This window comes from Actinocorallia lasiicapitis (assembly GCF_054778695.1).
This window is the reverse complement of sequence record NZ_BAAGZI010000101.1, coordinates 1-17,125: the sequence shown is the minus strand read 5'-3', so window position 1 is coordinate 17,125 and position 17,125 is coordinate 1. Positions and strand designations below refer to the sequence as shown.

At 70.4% G+C, this 17,125-nt stretch carries 19 protein-coding genes; 12 read left to right on the top strand and 7 right to left on the bottom strand.

The window, feature by feature from the left end:
* The coding region (locus ACYVE7_RS14200; RefSeq protein ID WP_460365137.1) for a LysE family transporter at positions 1 to 374 on the top strand (374 nt) is incomplete at its 5' end.
* Here ACYVE7_RS14200 and ACYVE7_RS14195 read toward each other — a convergent pair.
* Positions 371 to 1,987 (bottom strand): DUF885 domain-containing protein, encoded by a 1,617-nt coding sequence (locus ACYVE7_RS14195; RefSeq protein ID WP_460365136.1) that lies wholly within the window; start codon positions 1,985 to 1,987, stop codon positions 371 to 373. The genes ACYVE7_RS14200 and ACYVE7_RS14195 overlap by 4 nt on opposite strands.
* 30 nt (positions 1,988 to 2,017) lie before the next feature.
* Positions 2,018 to 2,767, bottom strand: a complete 750-nt coding sequence (locus tag ACYVE7_RS14190) for a hypothetical protein (protein WP_460365135.1) — start codon at positions 2,765 to 2,767, stop codon at positions 2,018 to 2,020.
* 105 nt (positions 2,768 to 2,872) lie between these two features.
* On the opposite strand from ACYVE7_RS14190, the gene ACYVE7_RS14185 reads away from it, so the two are divergent.
* The 7 genes from ACYVE7_RS14185 (at position 2,873) to ACYVE7_RS14155 (ending at position 8,100) form a co-directional block, all read left to right on the top strand.
* Entirely contained in the window at positions 2,873 to 3,874 is a 1,002-nt protein-coding gene (locus ACYVE7_RS14185) for an AAA family ATPase (RefSeq protein WP_460365134.1), read from the top strand.
* Complete coding sequence (locus tag ACYVE7_RS14180) at positions 3,874 to 4,758, top strand: DUF58 domain-containing protein (RefSeq protein ID WP_460365133.1); 885 nt, start codon at positions 3,874 to 3,876, stop codon at positions 4,756 to 4,758. Before ACYVE7_RS14185 ends, ACYVE7_RS14180 begins: the two co-directional genes overlap by 1 nt.
* Positions 4,755 to 5,702, top strand: a complete 948-nt coding sequence (locus tag ACYVE7_RS14175; protein WP_460365132.1) for a VWA domain-containing protein — start codon at positions 4,755 to 4,757, stop codon at positions 5,700 to 5,702. The genes ACYVE7_RS14180 and ACYVE7_RS14175 overlap by 4 nt, the downstream gene beginning before the upstream one ends.
* A gap of 18 nt (positions 5,703 to 5,720) precedes the next feature.
* Positions 5,721 to 6,323, top strand: coding sequence for a class I SAM-dependent methyltransferase (locus ACYVE7_RS14170; RefSeq protein WP_460365131.1), 603 nt, complete (start codon positions 5,721 to 5,723; stop codon positions 6,321 to 6,323).
* Positions 6,313 to 6,864 carry a TrmH family RNA methyltransferase gene (locus ACYVE7_RS14165; protein ID WP_460365130.1) on the top strand — a complete coding sequence of 184 codons (552 nt, stop codon included), beginning with the start codon at positions 6,313 to 6,315 and terminating at the stop codon, positions 6,862 to 6,864. Before ACYVE7_RS14170 ends, ACYVE7_RS14165 begins: the two co-directional genes overlap by 11 nt.
* Before the next feature lie 19 nt (positions 6,865 to 6,883).
* Positions 6,884 to 7,660, top strand: coding sequence for a glycerophosphodiester phosphodiesterase (locus tag ACYVE7_RS14160; RefSeq protein WP_460365129.1), 777 nt, complete (start codon positions 6,884 to 6,886; stop codon positions 7,658 to 7,660).
* A 95-nt stretch (positions 7,661 to 7,755) separates the two neighbouring features.
* Positions 7,756 to 8,100 (top strand): RNA polymerase-binding protein RbpA, encoded by a 345-nt coding sequence (locus ACYVE7_RS14155; protein ID WP_460365128.1) that lies wholly within the window; start codon positions 7,756 to 7,758, stop codon positions 8,098 to 8,100.
* A 42-nt stretch (positions 8,101 to 8,142) separates the two neighbouring features.
* Here the strand turns inward: ACYVE7_RS14155 and ACYVE7_RS14150 are convergent, their stop codons facing one another.
* On the bottom strand, positions 8,143 to 8,622 hold the full coding sequence (locus tag ACYVE7_RS14150) for an FxsA family protein (RefSeq protein ID WP_460365127.1): 480 nt from the start codon (positions 8,620 to 8,622) through the stop codon (positions 8,143 to 8,145).
* A gap of 296 nt (positions 8,623 to 8,918) precedes the next feature.
* Between ACYVE7_RS14150 and lnt the strand changes: the two genes are divergently transcribed.
* The 4 genes from lnt (at position 8,919) to ACYVE7_RS14130 (ending at position 13,283) form a co-directional block, all read left to right on the top strand.
* Positions 8,919 to 10,493 (top strand): apolipoprotein N-acyltransferase, encoded by a 1,575-nt coding sequence (gene lnt, locus ACYVE7_RS14145; protein ID WP_460365126.1) that lies wholly within the window; start codon positions 8,919 to 8,921, stop codon positions 10,491 to 10,493.
* Positions 10,494 to 10,504: 11 nt separating this feature from the next.
* Positions 10,505 to 11,227, top strand: coding sequence for a polyprenol monophosphomannose synthase (locus ACYVE7_RS14140; RefSeq protein WP_460365125.1), 723 nt, complete (start codon positions 10,505 to 10,507; stop codon positions 11,225 to 11,227).
* Between the two features lie 281 nt (positions 11,228 to 11,508).
* On the top strand, positions 11,509 to 12,015 hold the full coding sequence (locus ACYVE7_RS14135) for an RNA polymerase sigma factor (RefSeq protein WP_460365124.1): 507 nt from the start codon (positions 11,509 to 11,511) through the stop codon (positions 12,013 to 12,015).
* Positions 12,016 to 12,041: 26 nt separating this feature from the next.
* The gene (locus tag ACYVE7_RS14130) at positions 12,042 to 13,283 is read left to right on the top strand and encodes a CU044_5270 family protein (protein ID WP_460365123.1); all 1,242 of its coding nucleotides are present in this window, start codon (positions 12,042 to 12,044) and stop codon (positions 13,281 to 13,283) included.
* 59 nt (positions 13,284 to 13,342) lie between these two features.
* Here ACYVE7_RS14130 and ACYVE7_RS14125 read toward each other — a convergent pair whose 3' ends face one another.
* The 4 genes from ACYVE7_RS14125 to ACYVE7_RS14110 all read right to left on the bottom strand — a co-directional run.
* Positions 13,343 to 14,248: a carbohydrate ABC transporter permease gene (locus tag ACYVE7_RS14125; protein ID WP_460365122.1), complete on the bottom strand. Its 906-nt coding sequence runs from the start codon at positions 14,246 to 14,248 to the stop codon at positions 13,343 to 13,345.
* 9 nt (positions 14,249 to 14,257) lie between these two features.
* Positions 14,258 to 15,187, bottom strand: a complete 930-nt coding sequence (locus tag ACYVE7_RS14120; protein WP_460365121.1) for a carbohydrate ABC transporter permease — start codon at positions 15,185 to 15,187, stop codon at positions 14,258 to 14,260.
* Positions 15,188 to 15,221: 34 nt separating this feature from the next.
* Entirely contained in the window at positions 15,222 to 16,658 is a 1,437-nt protein-coding gene (ngcE, locus tag ACYVE7_RS14115; RefSeq protein ID WP_460365120.1) for an N-acetylglucosamine/diacetylchitobiose ABC transporter substrate-binding protein, read from the bottom strand.
* Between the two features lie 91 nt (positions 16,659 to 16,749).
* Positions 16,750 to 17,125 (bottom strand): ROK family protein (locus ACYVE7_RS14110; protein WP_460365119.1); only part of this gene is annotated, 376 nt, incomplete at its 5' end.

Sequence of the window (17,125 nt, the reverse complement as noted above, 5' to 3'; positions counted from 1 at the left end):
CGCTGGTGCTGCTCGGGGTGGCCGCGCAGACGGCGCGGTCGGCGTTCCGGGAGCGGTCGGAGCGGGACGTGCCGCTGCTGACGAGCCCGGTCCGCGCGTTCGGGGCGCTGCTCGGGCTGACGATCCTCAACCCGGCGACCGTCGTGTACTTCGCGGCGCTGGTGCTGGGCCGTCAGGGCGAGGACGCCCTGACGGGCTGGGAGCGTCCGGTGTTCGCCCTGTCGGCTTTCGCGGCGTCGCTGAGCTGGCAGCTCGCGCTGGCCGGGTGCGGTTCGCTGGCCGGCAAGGCGCTGACCGGCGGCCGCGCCCGGCTCGCCACCTCCCTGACCGCCGCCGCGATCATCGCGGTGCTGGCGGTGGTGCTGCTCGTCTAGATCCGGGCGAGTTCCGCGCCGAGGAGGTCGAGGCCCATCGGGCCCAGGCGCAGGGCGGCCGAGTGGAACTCCTTCAGGTCGAACGCGGCGCCGTGGCGGGCGCGGGAGGACTCCCGGCCGTCCAGCCAGACCTTCTCGCCGAGCTTGTAGGCGATGGCCTGTCCCGGCAGCCCGAGGTAGCGGTCTACCTCGGAGGCGATGACCTCGTCGTTGTCGGGGCTGTGCAGCCGGAAGAACTCGACCGCGAGCTCCCTGGTCCAGCGTTCGCCGTCGTGGAACCCCGCGCCGTCGGGGACGGTCAGCCCGAGATGCAGGCCGATGTCGAGGATCACCCGGATGGTGCGGATCTGACGGCCGCCGAACAGCAGCCCGAGCCGGTGCCCGGGGTCGGGATAGAAGCCGAGCTCGTCCATCAGCCGTTCGGCGTACAGGCCCCACCCTTCGGCGTAGCCGGGGTGCAGTTCGCTGGAGACCCGCTGGAAGCGGTGCAGCGACGGCTCCAGGATGGTCGCGCCGAGCTGGAGATGGTGGCCGGGCACCCCCTCGTGGTACATGATCGCCGGGACGGGCCAGGTCTTCATTTCGGTGCCTTGGTTGGCGTACCAGACCTGGCCGGGACGGCTCAGATCCTCGGCGGGGGCCAGGTAGTAGATGCCGGCGCCGGTCGGCGGGATCCGGCAGTCGATCCGGCGGAGGGCGTCCGGGACGTCGAAGTGCGCGCCGTCGACGTCGGCGATGGCCCGTTCGGCGAACTCCTGGATCCAGGCGCGGAACGGCTCGCCCGAGCCGACGCGGTGGCGGGGGTCGGCGTAGAGCGCGGCGACGGCGTCGGCGACGGTGCCGCCGGACACGATCTCCCCAGCGACCTGCGCCATCTCGGTCTCGAGGGCGGCCAGTTCGCGCCATGCCCAGGCGTAGACGGCCTCCAGATCGAGGGTGGTGCCGAGGAAGTTCCGGACGCCGAGCGCGTACAGGTCGCGGCCGACTCCGTCCCGGTCGGGGGCGTGCGGGGCGAGCTCGCGGGTCAGGAACCGCCCGTAGTCCGCGCTCGCCTCGGCGGCTGCTTGCGCGGCCTTCTCCAGCCCGGGGCCCGTGCCGAGACCGCGCAGGTAGGCGGCCGAGGCGCCGGCCTGACGTGCGGTCAGCTCGACCAGCCGGCGGGACGCGGACCGGCCTTCCGACCTGGCCTTGAGATGGGACAGGCGCAGCCCGTCCAGGGCGGCGGGGAACCGCTCCAGCCGGGAGCGCAGATCGTCCCCGGGGGTCGCGTCGCCCTGGTCGAGCACCTCCACGGACTGGCGGAGCCGCTGGAACGGGCCGTCGACATGGGAGAAGTCGTAGTCGTGGGCGTGGGCCTCGCCGAGGGCGGCGAAGGTCTCCAGCTTGTCGCGCAGGACGGCCGCGCCACGCCGGTCGGCGTCGTCGCGCACCGGGGCGGCGGCCAGCTCGGCGAGGGTGCGGCGGGTGAGGTCGGCGAGGGCGGCGTAGCCGTCGGGGCTGTAGTCGGTGAGGGCGTGGTCCTGGCCGGCGATCCCGGCGAAGGCCGCCAGCGAGGGGTCGGCCTCGGCGAGTGCGGTGACGTACCGGTCGGACAGCTCGGCGATCTCGGTCATCCGCCCACGCTACAAGATCACCCGACGGGGTCAGAGTTCGCCGTCGGGGTCGCCTCCGGGGCCGCCGGTCTCGGGCCCGTTCGGCCCGTCGGGCTCACCGCCCTCACCGCCGCTCGCCTTCGGTGAACCGCTGTCCTGTGTTGGCCGCGGCGAGTTGGGACTGCCGGAGCCCGAGGACGGGTTCGGCGAGGCGCTCCCCGAACCGTCGGGCCCCTCCTCGCTGGAGGACTCCGACGGGCTGGCCGAACCGCCCGTCGCCGAGATGCTCGACGGCGGGCCACCGCCCTCCTGCGGCCGGAGCGGATCCTCCGGCTGGCACGCGAACAGCAGCGCGAGCATCCCGCCCAGCAGCACCGCCAGCAGCAGCAGCGTGACCAGCGCCGGGATCACTCCCCGCGGACGTTCACCCTTGGGCACCACCAGCGGCCCCGACCGTCCGGACGGGAACGCCGGATCCTCCACCCCGGCCCAGTACGGCAGGAACTGCGGGCCGCGCGCCCGCCCGTGCAGCAGCACAGGACCGAGGGTCCGGGCGAGCCCGGGGCCCCCGGCCGCCCAGGGCTCCGTCGACCCGGTGTCCGCGGCCACGATCGGCCCGTCGAAATCCCGGACGGCCGCCGCGAACCGGTCCCGAGCCGCGGCGTCCGAAGCCGCGCCCCTGGTCAGCACCACCACTTCCAGCGGCGCCCCCGCCGGATCGAACGCGGAGTACACCACCCCCGCGGGCGAGGCGAACGACCTGGCCGTCAGACGGAACGGCCCCAACAACGGCACGGACATGCCTCGACCCTAGATCACCCAACCCCCGTGTCACCCCCGACCGGCCGGGTAGGTGTTCTAAGGTCGGGAGAGCAGATCCTGACTTTTGGGGGGCGAAGGGACTCGATGAGCATCGCGGAGCATGAAGCCGGGTCCTCGGGCGCGCTGTTGGAGCAGACGCTCAGCGAGGTGCGCAAGGTGATCGTGGGCCAGGAGCACATGGTCGAGCGGCTGGTCGTGGCGCTGGTCGCGGGCGGGCACTGCCTGCTGGAAGGCGTGCCCGGAGTCGCGAAGACCCTCGCGGTGTCGTCGCTCGCCCAGGTGACGGGCGGCAGTTTCGCCCGCATCCAGTTCACGCCCGACCTGGTGCCCTCCGACATCGTCGGCACCCGGATCTACCGGCCGTCCAGCGAGAAGTTCGACGTGGAGCTCGGCCCGGTGTTCGCGAACTTCGTCCTCGCCGACGAGATCAACCGCGCGCCCGCCAAGGTCCAGTCGGCGCTGCTGGAGGTGATGGCCGAAGGGCAGGTGTCGCTGGCCGGGCAGACCTACCGGCTGCCCAGCCCGTTCATCGTGCTGGCCACCCAGAACCCGATCGAGTCCGAAGGCGTCTACCCGCTGCCCGAGGCGCAGCGCGACCGCTTCCTGATGAAGATCAACGTCGCTTATCCGGACGCGCACGACGAGCTGGCGATCCTGCGCCGGATGAGCGTCGACCCGCCGTCGCCCCGCCAGGTCCTCGACCCCGATCTGCTGCTGGGGCTCCAGCGGGCCGCCGAACGGATCACGGTCCATGAGCTGGTCGCCGACTACATCGTGCGGCTGGTGATGTCGACGCGGCAGCCGGCCGCCTACCGGATGCCCGATCTGGCGCCGCTGATCGAGATCGGCGCCAGCCCGCGCGCCACCCTCGGCCTGGTGGCCTCGGCGCGGGCGCTGGCGCTGCTGCGCGGCCGTGAGTTCGTGCTGCCCGAGGACGTCCGCGACGTCGCCCGGGAGGTCCTCACCCACCGGATCGTGCTCAGTTTCGACGCCGTCGCCGACGGGGTGGACGGCGGCGAGCTCGTCGACCGGATCCTCGCCTGCGTGCCGCCGCCCCGCGTGGTGTGGAACCACGGGACGGCCTGATGGTCCGGATCCCCGAGGACCGGCTGCGCCGGCTCGAACTGAAGATCGTCGGCAAGCTGGACGGCCTGCTCGGCGGCGAACACCTGGGGCTGCTGCCCGGGCCCGGCACGGAGTTCGCCGAGTCGCGGATCTACCAGCCGGGCGAGGACGACGTCCGGCACATGGACTGGTCGGTGACGGCCCGCACGGCCGTCCCGCACGTCCGGGATCTGATCGCCGACCACGAGCTGGAGGCGTGGGCGCTGATCGACCTGACCCCGTCGATGGACTTCGGCACGACCGAGATGCCCAAACGGGATCTGGCCGTCGCGGCGCTGGCGGCCGTCGGGTTCACCGCGACCAAGCTGGGCGACCGGGTCGGCGCCTATCTGATGTGCGCGGGCGGGCTGCGCCGGCGTCCCGCGCGGCCGGGCCGCGCCGGGATCTACGCGCTGCTGCGCGAGGTGCAGAACGCCCCGATGGAGAAGGGCCCGATCAGCCTGGCCGAAGCGATCACCGCGCTGGACCGCGGGCAGCGCCGCCGCGGGCTGCGGGTGGTGATCAGCGACTTCCTCGACCAGTCCGACTGGTCGCCGGCGATGCGCAGGATGGGCGCGCGCCACCAGACCCTGGCCGTCGAGATCATCGACCCCCGGGAGCTGGAGCTGCCGCCCGGCGGGCTGGTCGAGCTGACCGACCCCGAGACCGGAACCGTGAGTGAGATCATGCTTTCCCCGCGCGTCGCCGACGCCTACAACCGCGCCGCCGCCGCGCAGCGCGAGCAGACCGCGCAGACCCTGAAACGGCTCGGCGTCCCGCACCTGGTGCTGCGGACCGACCGCGACTGGGTCGCCGACATCGCCAGGTTCGCCCTGCGCCGCCGCAGGATCGGGAGCCGCGCATGAGTTTCGACAGCCCGATCAGGCTCTGGCTGCTGCTGCTGGTGCCGCTGCTGGCCGTGATCTATCTGCTGGTGCAGCAGCGGAGCCGCAAGTTCGCGATCCGCTTCACCAACATGCCGGTGCTGGCGGCGGTCGCGCCGCGGCGGGGCGCGTGGCGCAAGCACGTCAGCGCGGCGCTGTTCCTGGCGCTGCTGACGACGCTGGTGTTCGGGTTCGCCAACCCGTCCGCGCCGGTGAAGGTGCCGCGCGAGCGGGCGACCATCATGGTGGCGATCGACGTGTCGCTGTCGATGATGGCGACCGACGTCAAACCGAGCCGGTTCGACGCGGCGAAGTCCTCGGCGAAGGCGTTCATCAAGAGCCTGCCGCCGCGGTTCAACGTCGGTCTGGTCGCGTTCGCGGGCAACGCCAACGTGGTGACCTCGCCGTCCGCGAACCGGGCGGACGCGATCAGCGCCGTCGACACCCTCCAGCTCGAACGCCGCACCGCCATCGGCGAGGCCGTCTTCGCGTGCCTGCAGTCGATCCGCTCGTTCGACGCCGGCAACGGCGACGACCCGCCGCCCGCCCACATCGTGCTGCTGTCGGACGGCGACAACACCTACGGCCGTTCCCTGCCCGAGGCGATCAACGCGGCGAGGACCGCGAAGGTCCCGGTCTCGACGATCGCGTTCGGCACCCCGTACGGCACCGTGACGATCGAGGGCGAGACCACGACCGTCGACGTCAACAAACCGGCGCTCAAGCTGCTGGCCGTCCAGACCGACGGCAAGGCCTACGAGGCCGAGGACAGCGGCGAACTGTCGGACGTCTACCGCAACATCGGCACCTCGCTGGGTTTCCGGGTCGAGCAGAAGGACGTGTCGGGCTGGTTCCTCGGCATCGGCCTGATCCTGGCCGTCCTGACCGGCGGCCTGTCCCTCCTGTGGTTCTCGCGTCTTCCGTGAGCACTAGGCTTGGCGGACGTGGGGGATCATTACTTTTCGGCTGAGCCGGGTGCTGCGAGCAGGCCGTCGACCGTTGACCTGGTGCTGACGGATCTGCATTTCCGGTTGGAGACCGATCGGGGGATGTTCTCCCCCGACAAGGTCGACGCGGGCACGCGGATCCTGCTGGACAGCGTGCCCCGGCCGCCCCGTGAGGGCAATCTGCTCGATCTGGGGTGCGGGTACGGTCCGATCGCCCTGACCCTCGCGGCGCGGGCGCCGGAGGCGACCGTCTACGGGGTGGACGTCAACCAGCGGGCCCTGTCGCTCGCGGAGCGGAACGCCGAGACCGCCCGCCTTAACAATGTAAGGTTCGGGTTGACCGAGCAGATCCCGGCCGACGTCCGGTTCGCCGCGATCTGGTCGAACCCGCCGATCCGGATCGGCAAGCAGGCCCTGCACGATCTGCTGACCCTCTGGCTGCCGCGGCTGGAGCCCGGCGGCCTCGCCCACCTCGTGGTGCAGAAGCACCTGGGCAGCGACTCCCTCCAGCGCTGGCTCACCGACCAGGGCTGGTCCACCACCCGGCTGGCCAGCCGCTCGTCCTACCGCATCCTGGAGGTCCAGGCCCGTGAACGCTGAGAACCCGCGCCGGCAACTGCGCGCCACCGACGTCAAGCGGCTGAACCGCACCTGGCGGCGGAACACCGAGGGGCGGCTCGCCCTGCTGGTGGAGTCGGTGACCCAGCCGTTCAACATCGGGTCGATCTTCCGGACGGCCGCGGTGTTCGGCGTCGAGAAGCTGTGGCTGTCGGGCAACGCCACCGAACCGACCCACCCCAACGCGCAGAAGACGGCGCTCGGCACCGACCGGCTGGTGCCGTGGGAGCACGCCGGGACGTCCGTGGAGGCCGTCAAACTGGCGAAGGCCGCCGGGTTCAAGGTCGTCGCCCTGGAGCTGACGACGGACGCCGTGCCGCTGCACGAAGCCGCCCTGGAAGGCGACATCTGCCTGGCCGTCGGCGGCGAGGACCACGGCTGCTCCCCCGCCCTGCTCGCCGCCAGCGACGCCGTCGCCTACATCCCGCAGATCGGGCGGGTCGGCTCGCTGAACGTGGCCGTGGCGACGGCCGTCGCCCTCGCGGAGATCCGGCGCCGCGAGTGGGCCGGGCGGCCCTCCTGAGGGCTGCATACTGGGGAAGGTGCGTTATGCCTTCCTCGACCACGACGGCCCCTTGGCGTTCGCCCACCGCGGCGGAGCGCTGGGCGCCCCCGAGAACTCGCTGACCGCCTTCCAGCGCGCCGTCGACCTCGGCTACCGGTACATCGAGACCGACGCCCAGGCCACCGCCGACGGCGTCCTGCTCGCCTTCCACGACCAGAGCCTCGGCCGGGTCACCGACCGGCGCGGCAAGGTGGCGCGGCTGCCCTACCGCGAGGTCGCCGAGGCCAGGATCGGCGGCACCGAGCCGATCCCGCTGCTGGAGGACGTGCTCGGCCAGTTCCCGCAGATCCGCTTCAACATCGACATCAAGGACGAACCGGCGCTGGCGCCGCTGCTGGACGTCCTGCACCGGACCAAGGCGTGGGACCGGGTCTGCGTCACCTCGTTCTCCTCGCGGCGGCTCGCCCAGTTGCGGGCGCGGGCGCCGCTGTACACCGACGAGCCGGTCTGCACGGCGCTGGGGCCGTCCGGGATCGCGGCGCTGCGCGTCGGCGGGGCGCTGGCCCGCGCGGCCGCCGAGGGGGTCGCCTGCGCGCAGATCCCCTACAACCTGGGCCCGCTGCCCTTCGCGACCGCCGAGTTCGTCGGCCGCGCGCACGCCCACGGCCTGGCCGTCCACGCCTGGACGGTCAACGATCCGTCGATCATGGAGCGGCTGCTCGACGCCGGGGTGGACGGGATCATGACCGACGATCTGCTCGCGTTGCGGAAGACCCTGACCGGACGCGGCCTCTGGAACGACGGCGCGGCCTAACTCAGAGGGTTCAAAGCGTGATCCTGCGGGAATCTTGTAGCGGTATCCAGCGTTGGGCAAGGCAGAACCGCAAGCCGTCTGGGAGGCGTTTGACGATGGCAGAGCGCGCACTTCGCGGCACACGGCTCGGAGCCACGAGCTACGAGAACGACCGTAACACCGACCTGGCCCCCCGCCAGGAAGTCGACTACACCTGCCCGAAGGGCCACCAGTTCACCGTCACCCTCGCCACCGAGGTGGAGGTGCCGATGACCTGGGACTGCCGGAACTGCGGCTCACCCGCCCTGCTGATGGACGGTGAGGTTCCGGTGGCCAAGAAGGGCAAGCCACCGCGCACGCACTGGGACATGCTCCTGGAGCGGCGCAGCATCGAGGACCTGGAGGAGGTTCTCGCCGAACGGCTCGCGATCCTGCGGTCGGGGCGGCGCAAGTCCGCCTGAACGACCGTCAGGATCTTGGGGGCCCGTGCCGAGCACGGGCCCTCACGCTTTTCCGTCGCGCTCCTCGGTGACGACCTCGCCGTGGATGACCTCGCCCTGGACCACGGGGCCCTGGTCGGCGAAACCGTCCGGGAAGATCATCGGCGGGGCCGCGACCTTGATCCGGCGCGACGCCCACGCCAGCAGCGCGCCCCGCACCAGCGGGCGGGTGAACGGCAGGACGCACAGGAAACCGAACAGGTCGGAGACGAAACCCGGCGTCAGCAGGAGCACCCCGCCGATGAGGATCAGGGCGGCGTCGGCCAGTTCGCGGTCGGGCATCCGGCCGGACGTCAGGGTCTGCGACAGCTTCCGCCAGGCGCGGCGGCCCTCGCGTTTGACGATCCACGCGCCGAGAAGGCTCTCGGCCAGCAGCAGCAGGACGGTCTCCCAGCCGCCGATCACCTGCCCGACCTGGATGATCACATAGATCTCCACGACGGGCAGGACCAGGAACGCCAGGAAGAGAAAGACCGGGAGCATGGTCCCATCATGCACGGCGAAGCGGCCGTTCATCCCGATCATGGGTGTGAGCTGGAACAACGCTGACGGCCACCCCGGATCGCTCACGTATTGACAATGCGACATGTTCCGATAAGTTTGGGCGCTGGCCAAGTCCCGGAAGGGCCCGGCACATCCATTAGACAACGGACGGCGCTCCCACGGCCTGTGGGAACCCGTACGGCCCGACGGATGTGCCGGGCCCTCTTCCGTTCGCAGCCCTGTCATACAGCCGATACCGTGCTTCAAACGGCGGCACGGAACAGCGGGAGACGGTGTTGACGCAGGACACGGTGGTGGCGGGCGATCCGGCGGAGGCCGTCAGCCGGCGGCGCTCCCCCTGGTTGAGGGCCGCGGCCGCCGCTGCCGCCGGTCTCGTGCTGTACCTCGCGTTCCCGCCCAGCCCGCTCGGCCCGTCCGAGGGCACCACCGACTCGCTGTGGCCGCTGGCCCCCGTCGGGGTGGCGCTGCTCACCCTGGTGCTGCGGGGCGTCAGGGCCCGGTTCGCGGCGCTGCTCGGGCTGATCGCCGGACTCTGCTTCTTCGTCCCGGTACTGCCGGGCCTGCGGCCCATCGGCACCGACGTCTGGATAGCCCTGAGCGTCACCGAGGCGCTCTACTTCGCGCCGATGGCGGCGGCCATGGCAGCCGTCTCCAGGACCCGGCTGTGGCCCCTCTGGACGGCCGGACTCTGGATCACCCAGGAGCTGTTCAGGGGACGGGTGCCGCTCGGCGGCTTCCCCTGGGCGCGGCTCGCCTTCTCCCAGACCGACACCCCGCTCACCGGCTACGCCTCGCTCGGCGGGGCGCCGCTGGTCAGCTTTATGACCGCGCTGATCGGCACGCTGCTGGCGTACGCGATCGTCAAGCACAGCAAGCGGGCGACCGCGCTCGGGCTCGCCGGGGCCGTCGCGATCACCTTCGCCGGGCTGATGATCCCCAAGGACGGCGGGACGGGCGGCCGGCAGATCACCGTCGCGGTGATCCAGGGGAACGTGCCGCGCGCCGGTCTCGACTTCCTCGGGCAGCGGGCCGCCGTCCTCACCAACCACGTCAACGAGACCAAGCGGCTGGCCGCCCAGGTGCGGGCCGGGCAGGTGCCCAGGCCCGATCTGGTGGTCTGGCCGGAGAACGCCTCCGACCTCGACCCGTACGAGGATCCGGAGGCGCGGACGCTGATCGACGGGGCCGTCAAGGACGTCGGGGTGCCGGTGCTGGTCGGGGCGCTGACCGACACCCCGGACGGCGAGCAGGTCGAGAACCGCGGCATCGTCTGGGACCCGGTCACCGGGCCCGGCCAGTGGTACACCAAACGGCATCCGGTGCCGTTCGGGGAGTACATCCCCTTCCGGTCGGTCCTCACCAAGTTCATCGCGCGGCTCGACCGGGTGCCCCGGGACTTCGCACGCGGCGACCAGGGCAACGTCATGAACGTCGGCGGGGTCGACGTCGGGGACGTGATCTGCTTCGAGGTCGCCTACGACGGGATCGTCCGGGACGCCGCCCGGGGCGATCTGCTGGTCGTCCAGACCAACAACGCCACCTACGGGCGGACCAGCCTGCCGTGGCAGCAGCTCGCGATGAGCCGGCTGCGGGCCGTCGAGCACGACAGGACCGTGCTGGTGGCGGCCACCAGCGGGGTCAGCGCGATCATCACTCCGGACGGGCTGCTGGTAAAGCAATCCCGTGAGTTCACCCCGGACATCCAGGTCTCCACGGTTCCCGTCCGCACGGGCACTACGATCAGTGACCATCTCGGCGGTGTCCCCGAATGGCTTCTGGCGTTCGCGGGCATTCTCGGACTCATCATTGCAATGCGCGCCCGACGGACCCCCGCGGAGGACGACGCCTAAGGGAGGGCGACATGGACGAGCTCGGCAGGACCGTTGTGATCATTCCGACCTACAACGAGCGCACCAACCTGCCTCTGATCGTCGAGCGCGTCCGCAGGGCCGTCCCGGCGGCCGACGTCCTGGTCGTCGACGACAACAGCCCGGACGGCACGGGGGTGCTGGCCGACGAGATGGCGGCCGCCGACCGGCAGGTCCAGGTGCTGCACAGGACCGCGAAGGACGGGCTGGGCGCCGCCTACATCGCGGGGTTCCGGTGGGCGCTCGCCGAGGGCTACGACGTCATGGTCGAGATGGACGCCGACGGCTCCCACCAGCCCGAGCAGCTCCCCGATCTGCTCGACGCGCTCCGGACGGCCGATCTGGTGCTGGGCGCCCGCTGGATCCCGGGCGGCAAGGCCGTCGACTGGCCGAAGAGCCGTGAGGCGATCTCCCGGATCGGCAACGCCTACGCCCGTTTCATGCTCCGTTTCCCGCTGCACGACTCGACGGGCGGTTTCCGGGCGTTCCGCCGCGGCACTCTGGAGAAGCTCGACCTCGACTCGGTCGACTCCCGCGGCTACTGCTTCCAGATCGACCTGGCCCTGCGCACCCACAAGGCGGGCCTGCGCATCACCGAAGTCCCCATCACTTTCACCGACCGCGTCCACGGCACCAGCAAGATGTCCCAGTCCATCGTCGCCGAAGCCATGCTCCGCGTCACCCAATGGGGCCTCACCTCCCGCCTCCGCCGCTGACCCCCACCCGCTAGGTTGCCCCCTGCGCATCGCGGTGGTCACCGGCCTCGGCGCGCCTGACGACGTAGCCGCCGCCTCCTACCTGACGGGCCAGATCATCGGGCTCGACGGCGGTGCCGTCCTCGCCCGCTGACCTGGGCCGACGGGAGCCGCGCGTTTCCTGGAGCGCAGTCGGCGCGGCGACGCGCGGCCTCGGCGTGCCGGGAAAGGTGGGAGGTGGCGCGTAAGAATGCGCGGTCGCGGCGCATTACTCAGGAACGCACCTGAGGAAAGGGGATGACTTGGATACCGCGGAGCGCTTCACCGCCCTGTACGACGCCTGTCATCCGCGGGTCTTCGCCTACGCGGTGACCTTGGCGGGCCGGGATCTCGCCGAGGAGATCGCGGGCGAGACCTTCTGTATCGCGTGGCGGCGTTTCGGCGACCTGCCCGATCCGCCGCTGCCGTGGCTGCTGGGGATCGCGCGCAACGAGGCGAGGCGGAACTTCCGGGCCGAGGCCCGGCAGGTGTCGCTGGCACGCGAGCTGCGCGGCTGGGCCGGCCCGATCGGGGACGTCGGCGACCAGGTCGCCGACCGGGCCGACCTGCTGCACCGCTTGGCGGCCCTGTCCGGAACGGACCGCGAGGCCCTGACCCTGGTCGCTTGGCATGGCCTGACGGCCGCCGAGGCGGCCCGGGTCGTCGGCTGCTCCAAGGCGGCCTTCTTCGTCCGTCTGCACCGGGCCCGTCAACGGCTGGCGAAGTCGGACGTGCGGCCGCGCACCCGGCTGATCCCCGAGGCCACCTGATGCCCGCTCGATCCGGGAGGACCCCGATGACCGACGATCTGCTGCGGGCGCTCACCGCTGCCCGTCCCGACCTCGAACCCGCCCCCGACCAGGGCCGCCGTGAACGGGACCTGGCCCGCGCCCTGACGGGCGGTGCGGACCGTCCGCCCGCCCCGAGAACCCGGCGTGGCCGCCTGCGGTGGCCCGTCCTCGCTTCGGGGGTCGTCGCGGCGGGCGCGGCCGTGGCCTTCGTGGCCTCGACCGGTACCGCGCCGACGGCACCGTCCGCCCCGCCGCCGACGGAGGCGGCCGTCCCGATGTCGGCCCGGGAGATCCTGCTGGCGGCGGGGGCGTCCTCGCTGAGGGCCCCGGCGGGGAAGGGCGACTACCTGTACACGCACTGGATCTCCGGACGGCAGCTCTCCATCCCCGGCAAGGCCTACCTGCTGGACAGCCGGATGGAGCAGGAGATGTGGCGGGCGAAGAAACCCGGCCATCACCAATACATGATCAACCGCGAGCTCGGAACGACCCTGGCGTCGCCCGCCGACGAGCAGAAGTGGATCGCCGACGGCTCACCCCGCAGGTGGACGTTCAAGGTCCCGCCCTTCACCACGCCGCGCGGCGAGGTCACCCGGCCCGACGGGCCGACACGGCTGAAACTCGAACCGCCCGCCGCGAAGCCGGACGTCTGGCGGCACGTGTCGGACTTCGGTGCCGGATACATCGGTTCCCATCTGGCGACGCCCGAACTGCTCGCGAGTCTCCCGACGGATCCGAAAGCGCTCTACGACCGGCTCTGGCGCGAACTGAACCGGCAGGCCGACGCCGCACCCAAGGAGAACCGGGTCGACCCGGCCGAACGTCAGTACCTGTTCTCCTGGGACATGTTCTCCTGGGGCGTCGACCTGATCGCCCGGCTGCCCGTCTCCCCCGCCCTGCGCTCGGCCGCCTTCGGGATGCTCTCCCACATCCCGACCGTCGAGTCCAGGGGCGAGATGAGCGACCCGCTCGGCCGCAAGGGCCAGGCGATCGCGCTGCCGGACCGGACCGCCATGTACGACATCGACCACGGCAGGTTCCGTCCCATCGGCACCCGCTCCGACTCCCTCCTGATCATCGACCCCGCTTCGGGCCGCGCCCTGGCCATGATCGACGAGCTGACGAAGCCGGTCTGGCCGCCGTCGGACAAGCCCGGCCAGTGGCGCTCCTACGAGATCTTCAAAGACACCCGCTGGATCCCCGCCCTCCCCCTGAACCGCCTCGAACACGCCAAACCCTCCCGCTGACCGAACAGGGCCCCGGCACCTCGAGAGGTTGCCGGGGCCCGCGTTCGAAAGCTGGAGGGCTACTTGACGGCGCCGGAGGTGAGGCCGGACTGGATCTGGCGTTGGAAGATGATGTAGATGAAGATGACGGGGACGATGGCCAGGGTGAGGGCGGCGTAGAGGCCGGACCAGTCGGCGTCGGCGCCCGCGTTGGTGTTGATCTGGGCGATGCCGACGGTCAGGGGGGACTTGTTGGGGTCGCCCGAGAGCAGGACCAGCGGGAGGAGGTACTGGTTCCACTGGCCGATCACGTTGAAGATCGCGATGGAGATCAGGCCGGGCTTGGCCATCGGCATCATGACCCGGAAGAAGACCTTCACATGGCCCGCGCCGTCCATCATCGCGGCCTCGGCGACCGAGTTCGGCAGCGTCTTGAAGAACGCGGCCAGGAAGAAGACCGTGAACGGCAGCGAGTAGGCGATGTACACCAGGATGATGCCGTGGTAGCTGAACAGCATGTTCATCTGCTTCAGCTGGGTGAACAGCGGCACCAGGGCGAGGAAGACCGGGAAGGTCATGCCCGACACGAACATCAGGTAGATCGCGCGGTTTCCGCGGAACTGGTAGCGCGCCAGCACGTAGGCGGCCATCGAGCCGAGCAGCATCGTGCCGGCGGTGCCGAACCCGACGATGATGACGGTGTTCAGCATGTAGCGGCCGATGTGGGCGGTCGTCCAGGCGCGGGTGAACGCGTCGAAGTTCCAGTCCTGCGGCAGTTCCCACGGCTTGTGCAGCAGGATCTGCTCGGACGACTTGAATCCGCCGAGGAAGGTCGCCGCGAGCGGCACGATGATCAGTAGCGCCCAGAAGGCGAGGGCGACGTGGGACATCGCCATGAACGGGTTGCGTCCCTGCTTGCTCCGCTTGGACACGGAGCCTCGCGCGGGGGTGGCCGGGATACGGCGGGGTTCGGGCTGGGTGGTCATGGCTTTTCCCTACCGCTCGATCGTCTCACGCCGGGTGACGCGCATGGCGATGGCGGCGAACGTGATGGTCATGAAGAACAGGCACACGCCCATCGCGGCCGCGTAGCCCTGGTGGGGGTTGGCGAAGCTCTGGTCGTAGATCGTCACCGGGAGCAGCGCGGTGGAGTTGTCCGGGCCGAAGCCCCGGTTGGCCGTCATGACCTGGACGAGGGCGAAGCCGTCGAAGGCGGCGATGCCGAGGTAGATCCAGCCGACCTGGAGGGTGTCCCACAGCAGGGGCAGGGTGACGCGGCGGAACAGGACCCAGCGGCTGGCGCCGTCGAGAGCGGCCGCTTCGAACAGGTCCTTGGGGATCGAGGCCATGCCGGCCGAGAACAGGACGACGTAGAAGCCGACCGCCTGCCAGACCATGACGCCGATGACGGAGTAGAGCGCGATGTCGGGGTCGGTGAGGAAGCTGACCTGGCCGAGGCCGACGGCGTCGATCGCCGAGTTGATCACGCCGGACGGCACCGCGCCGTCGGACGTCCCCACTTGGTAGAACTGCGAGAACAGGACACCGACGATCGCCACCGCGAGAACCTGCGGCAGAAAGAAGACGATCTTGTAGAAGCCGGAGAACCTGACGCCTCTGAGCTCCCCGCCCTTGATGTCTCCGCCCAGGTTGATCAGGAAGGAGAAGAAGAGGGCGAGGATGAGGACGACCAGCGGCAGGACGAGCAGCATGATCAGGTGATGCTTGATCGCCCCCATGAAGACATCGTCATCGGGAAGCGCCTTGAAGTTGTCCAGGCCGATGAAGTTCGGCTTGGAGAACCCGTCCCAGTCGGTGAAGGCGATCTGGAACGTCTGGGCGTAAGGCCAGATCACGAAAGTCAGGTAGAGGGCCACCGGGAGCGCGAGGAACCCGATGATGAAGCGATACTTGCCCTGCCGCATGGTCAGTTACTCCGTTGTGTAGACGTCAGCCAGATCAGACCGTGCGGGTCTGCTTCTTGACCTTCGGGTCCTTGGCGGTCTTGTCGGCCGCCTTCTGCGCACCGGCGACGAAGTCGTCGACCGAGCCGCCACCGTAGGAGACCTTGTTGGTCAGGGTGCGCAGCGCCAGGTCGAAGTCGCCGTACCAGCCCTGGAACTGGAACGTGGTGATCAGGTTGGATCCGGCCGCCTTGGTGGCGTCCGCGACGGACTGGCCGCCCGGGCTGAGCGTCACGCCCTCGAGGGCGTCCTGCACGACGGTGAGGGAGCCGGCGTTCTTGTAGAAGTCCTTCGCGCCCTGCTTGGAGAGCATGATGCGGAGGTACTCCAGGCCGCCCTTGGGGTTGGCGCTCTTCGCGGCGACGAAGAACGGCTCGCCCGCGTTGATGCGCAGCGCCGGGAAGGCCAGCTGCTCGCCGCCGAGGTCGGGCAGCGGGGCGATGGCGTACTCGAAGCCTGCGGCGCCGTTGGTGGCCTTCATCTCGTTCTCCAGCCAGTCACCCGACGGGTAGAACGCGATCTTGTTCTGCTTGTGCAGGGTCTGCACCTGGGTGTGGATCATGCCCTCGTACTCCGGCTTGGAGTACTTGGTGGTGATCTCGTTCCAGAAGGTGACGACCTTCTTGACGGCCTCGGTCGACCAGGCGCCTTCCTTCAGGTTGTCGAGGTCGATGACGGCCTGGTTGCCGGCCAGCTTGGCGATCGACTGCACGAACACGGCGTACTGGTAGTAGGCCGCGTTCTTGCCCGCGTAGGCGAACGGCACGATGCCCTTGGCCTGGATCTTCTCGCAGAGGGCCTTGAACTCGTCGCCCGTCTTCGGGACCTCCCAGCCGTTGTCGGCGAAGAGCTTCTTGTTGTACCAGAGGCCGAAGGTGGTGGCCACGTAGTTCATCTGGTACGGCTTGCCGTTGACCAGACCGACCTCGACGGTGCCCGGCAGGACGGTGTCCTTGATCTTCTTGCTCGGGTCGTCGTAGGAGGGGGAGTCCCAGAACTCGGTCAGGTCGACCATCGCGCCGGAGCTGGCCAGCGAACCGAAGTCCATGGCGCCGGTGCCGGAGTTGTCGACGACGTCCGGGAGCTGGGTGCCGGAGGAGAAGCGCGCGCGGTAGGTGGTGAGGTCGACCACGGAGGTGTGGTTGACCTTGGCCTCCCACGCGGTGGCGTAGACCGGCTCGTGGCCGAGCTTGGCGTACTGGTCCTTGTAGCCGCCGTTGAAGATGACGACGTCCAGGGCCTTGCCCTTCTCGACACCGAAGGGGTTCTTCGGGTCCGAGGTGTTGGCCGAGGTGTCCGTGGTGCCCTTGCCATCGTCACCGCTGGTGGCGCAGGCGCTGAGGATCGAGGCGCCGGGGCCCACGACGACGGCGGTCAGGCCGATGCGCTTGAGGACGTCGCGCCGGCCGAGGCCGGAGGTCTCCTGAGACATGGTGTGAACTCTCCTTGGGGGATGAGAACGGTTCTTTTTGAAACGGGTACTGCAGGGGGGTCGGTCTGAGAGAGACCGCGGAGACAGTGCTCTATGGGGGCACTGTCGAGTCGAAGAGCTCTTCGCGTGTGACGATGAGCCCGTGCTCGACGGCGCCGGTGAGGACCGGGTTGCCCTCGATGGCCGAGAGCCGCAGCGGTGGCCGCGGGATCGTCATGCGGTGCAGCTCGTGTTCCACGAGCGACCGCAACGCCTCGCCCCCGGCGAGCAAGATGTCACCGGTGAGCACGACGAGTTCGGGGTCGAGGAGCGCGGTGACGGAGGCGAGCCCGGTGGCGATCCGGATCGCGACGTCCCGCAGGGCGTCCTCGGCGGCGGGTTCGTGGGCGCGGGTGGCGGCGGAGCGGATCGACGCCGCGGCGTCCACTCCCCGGAAGCCGTGCGACCGCATGACGGTCCGCACGGCG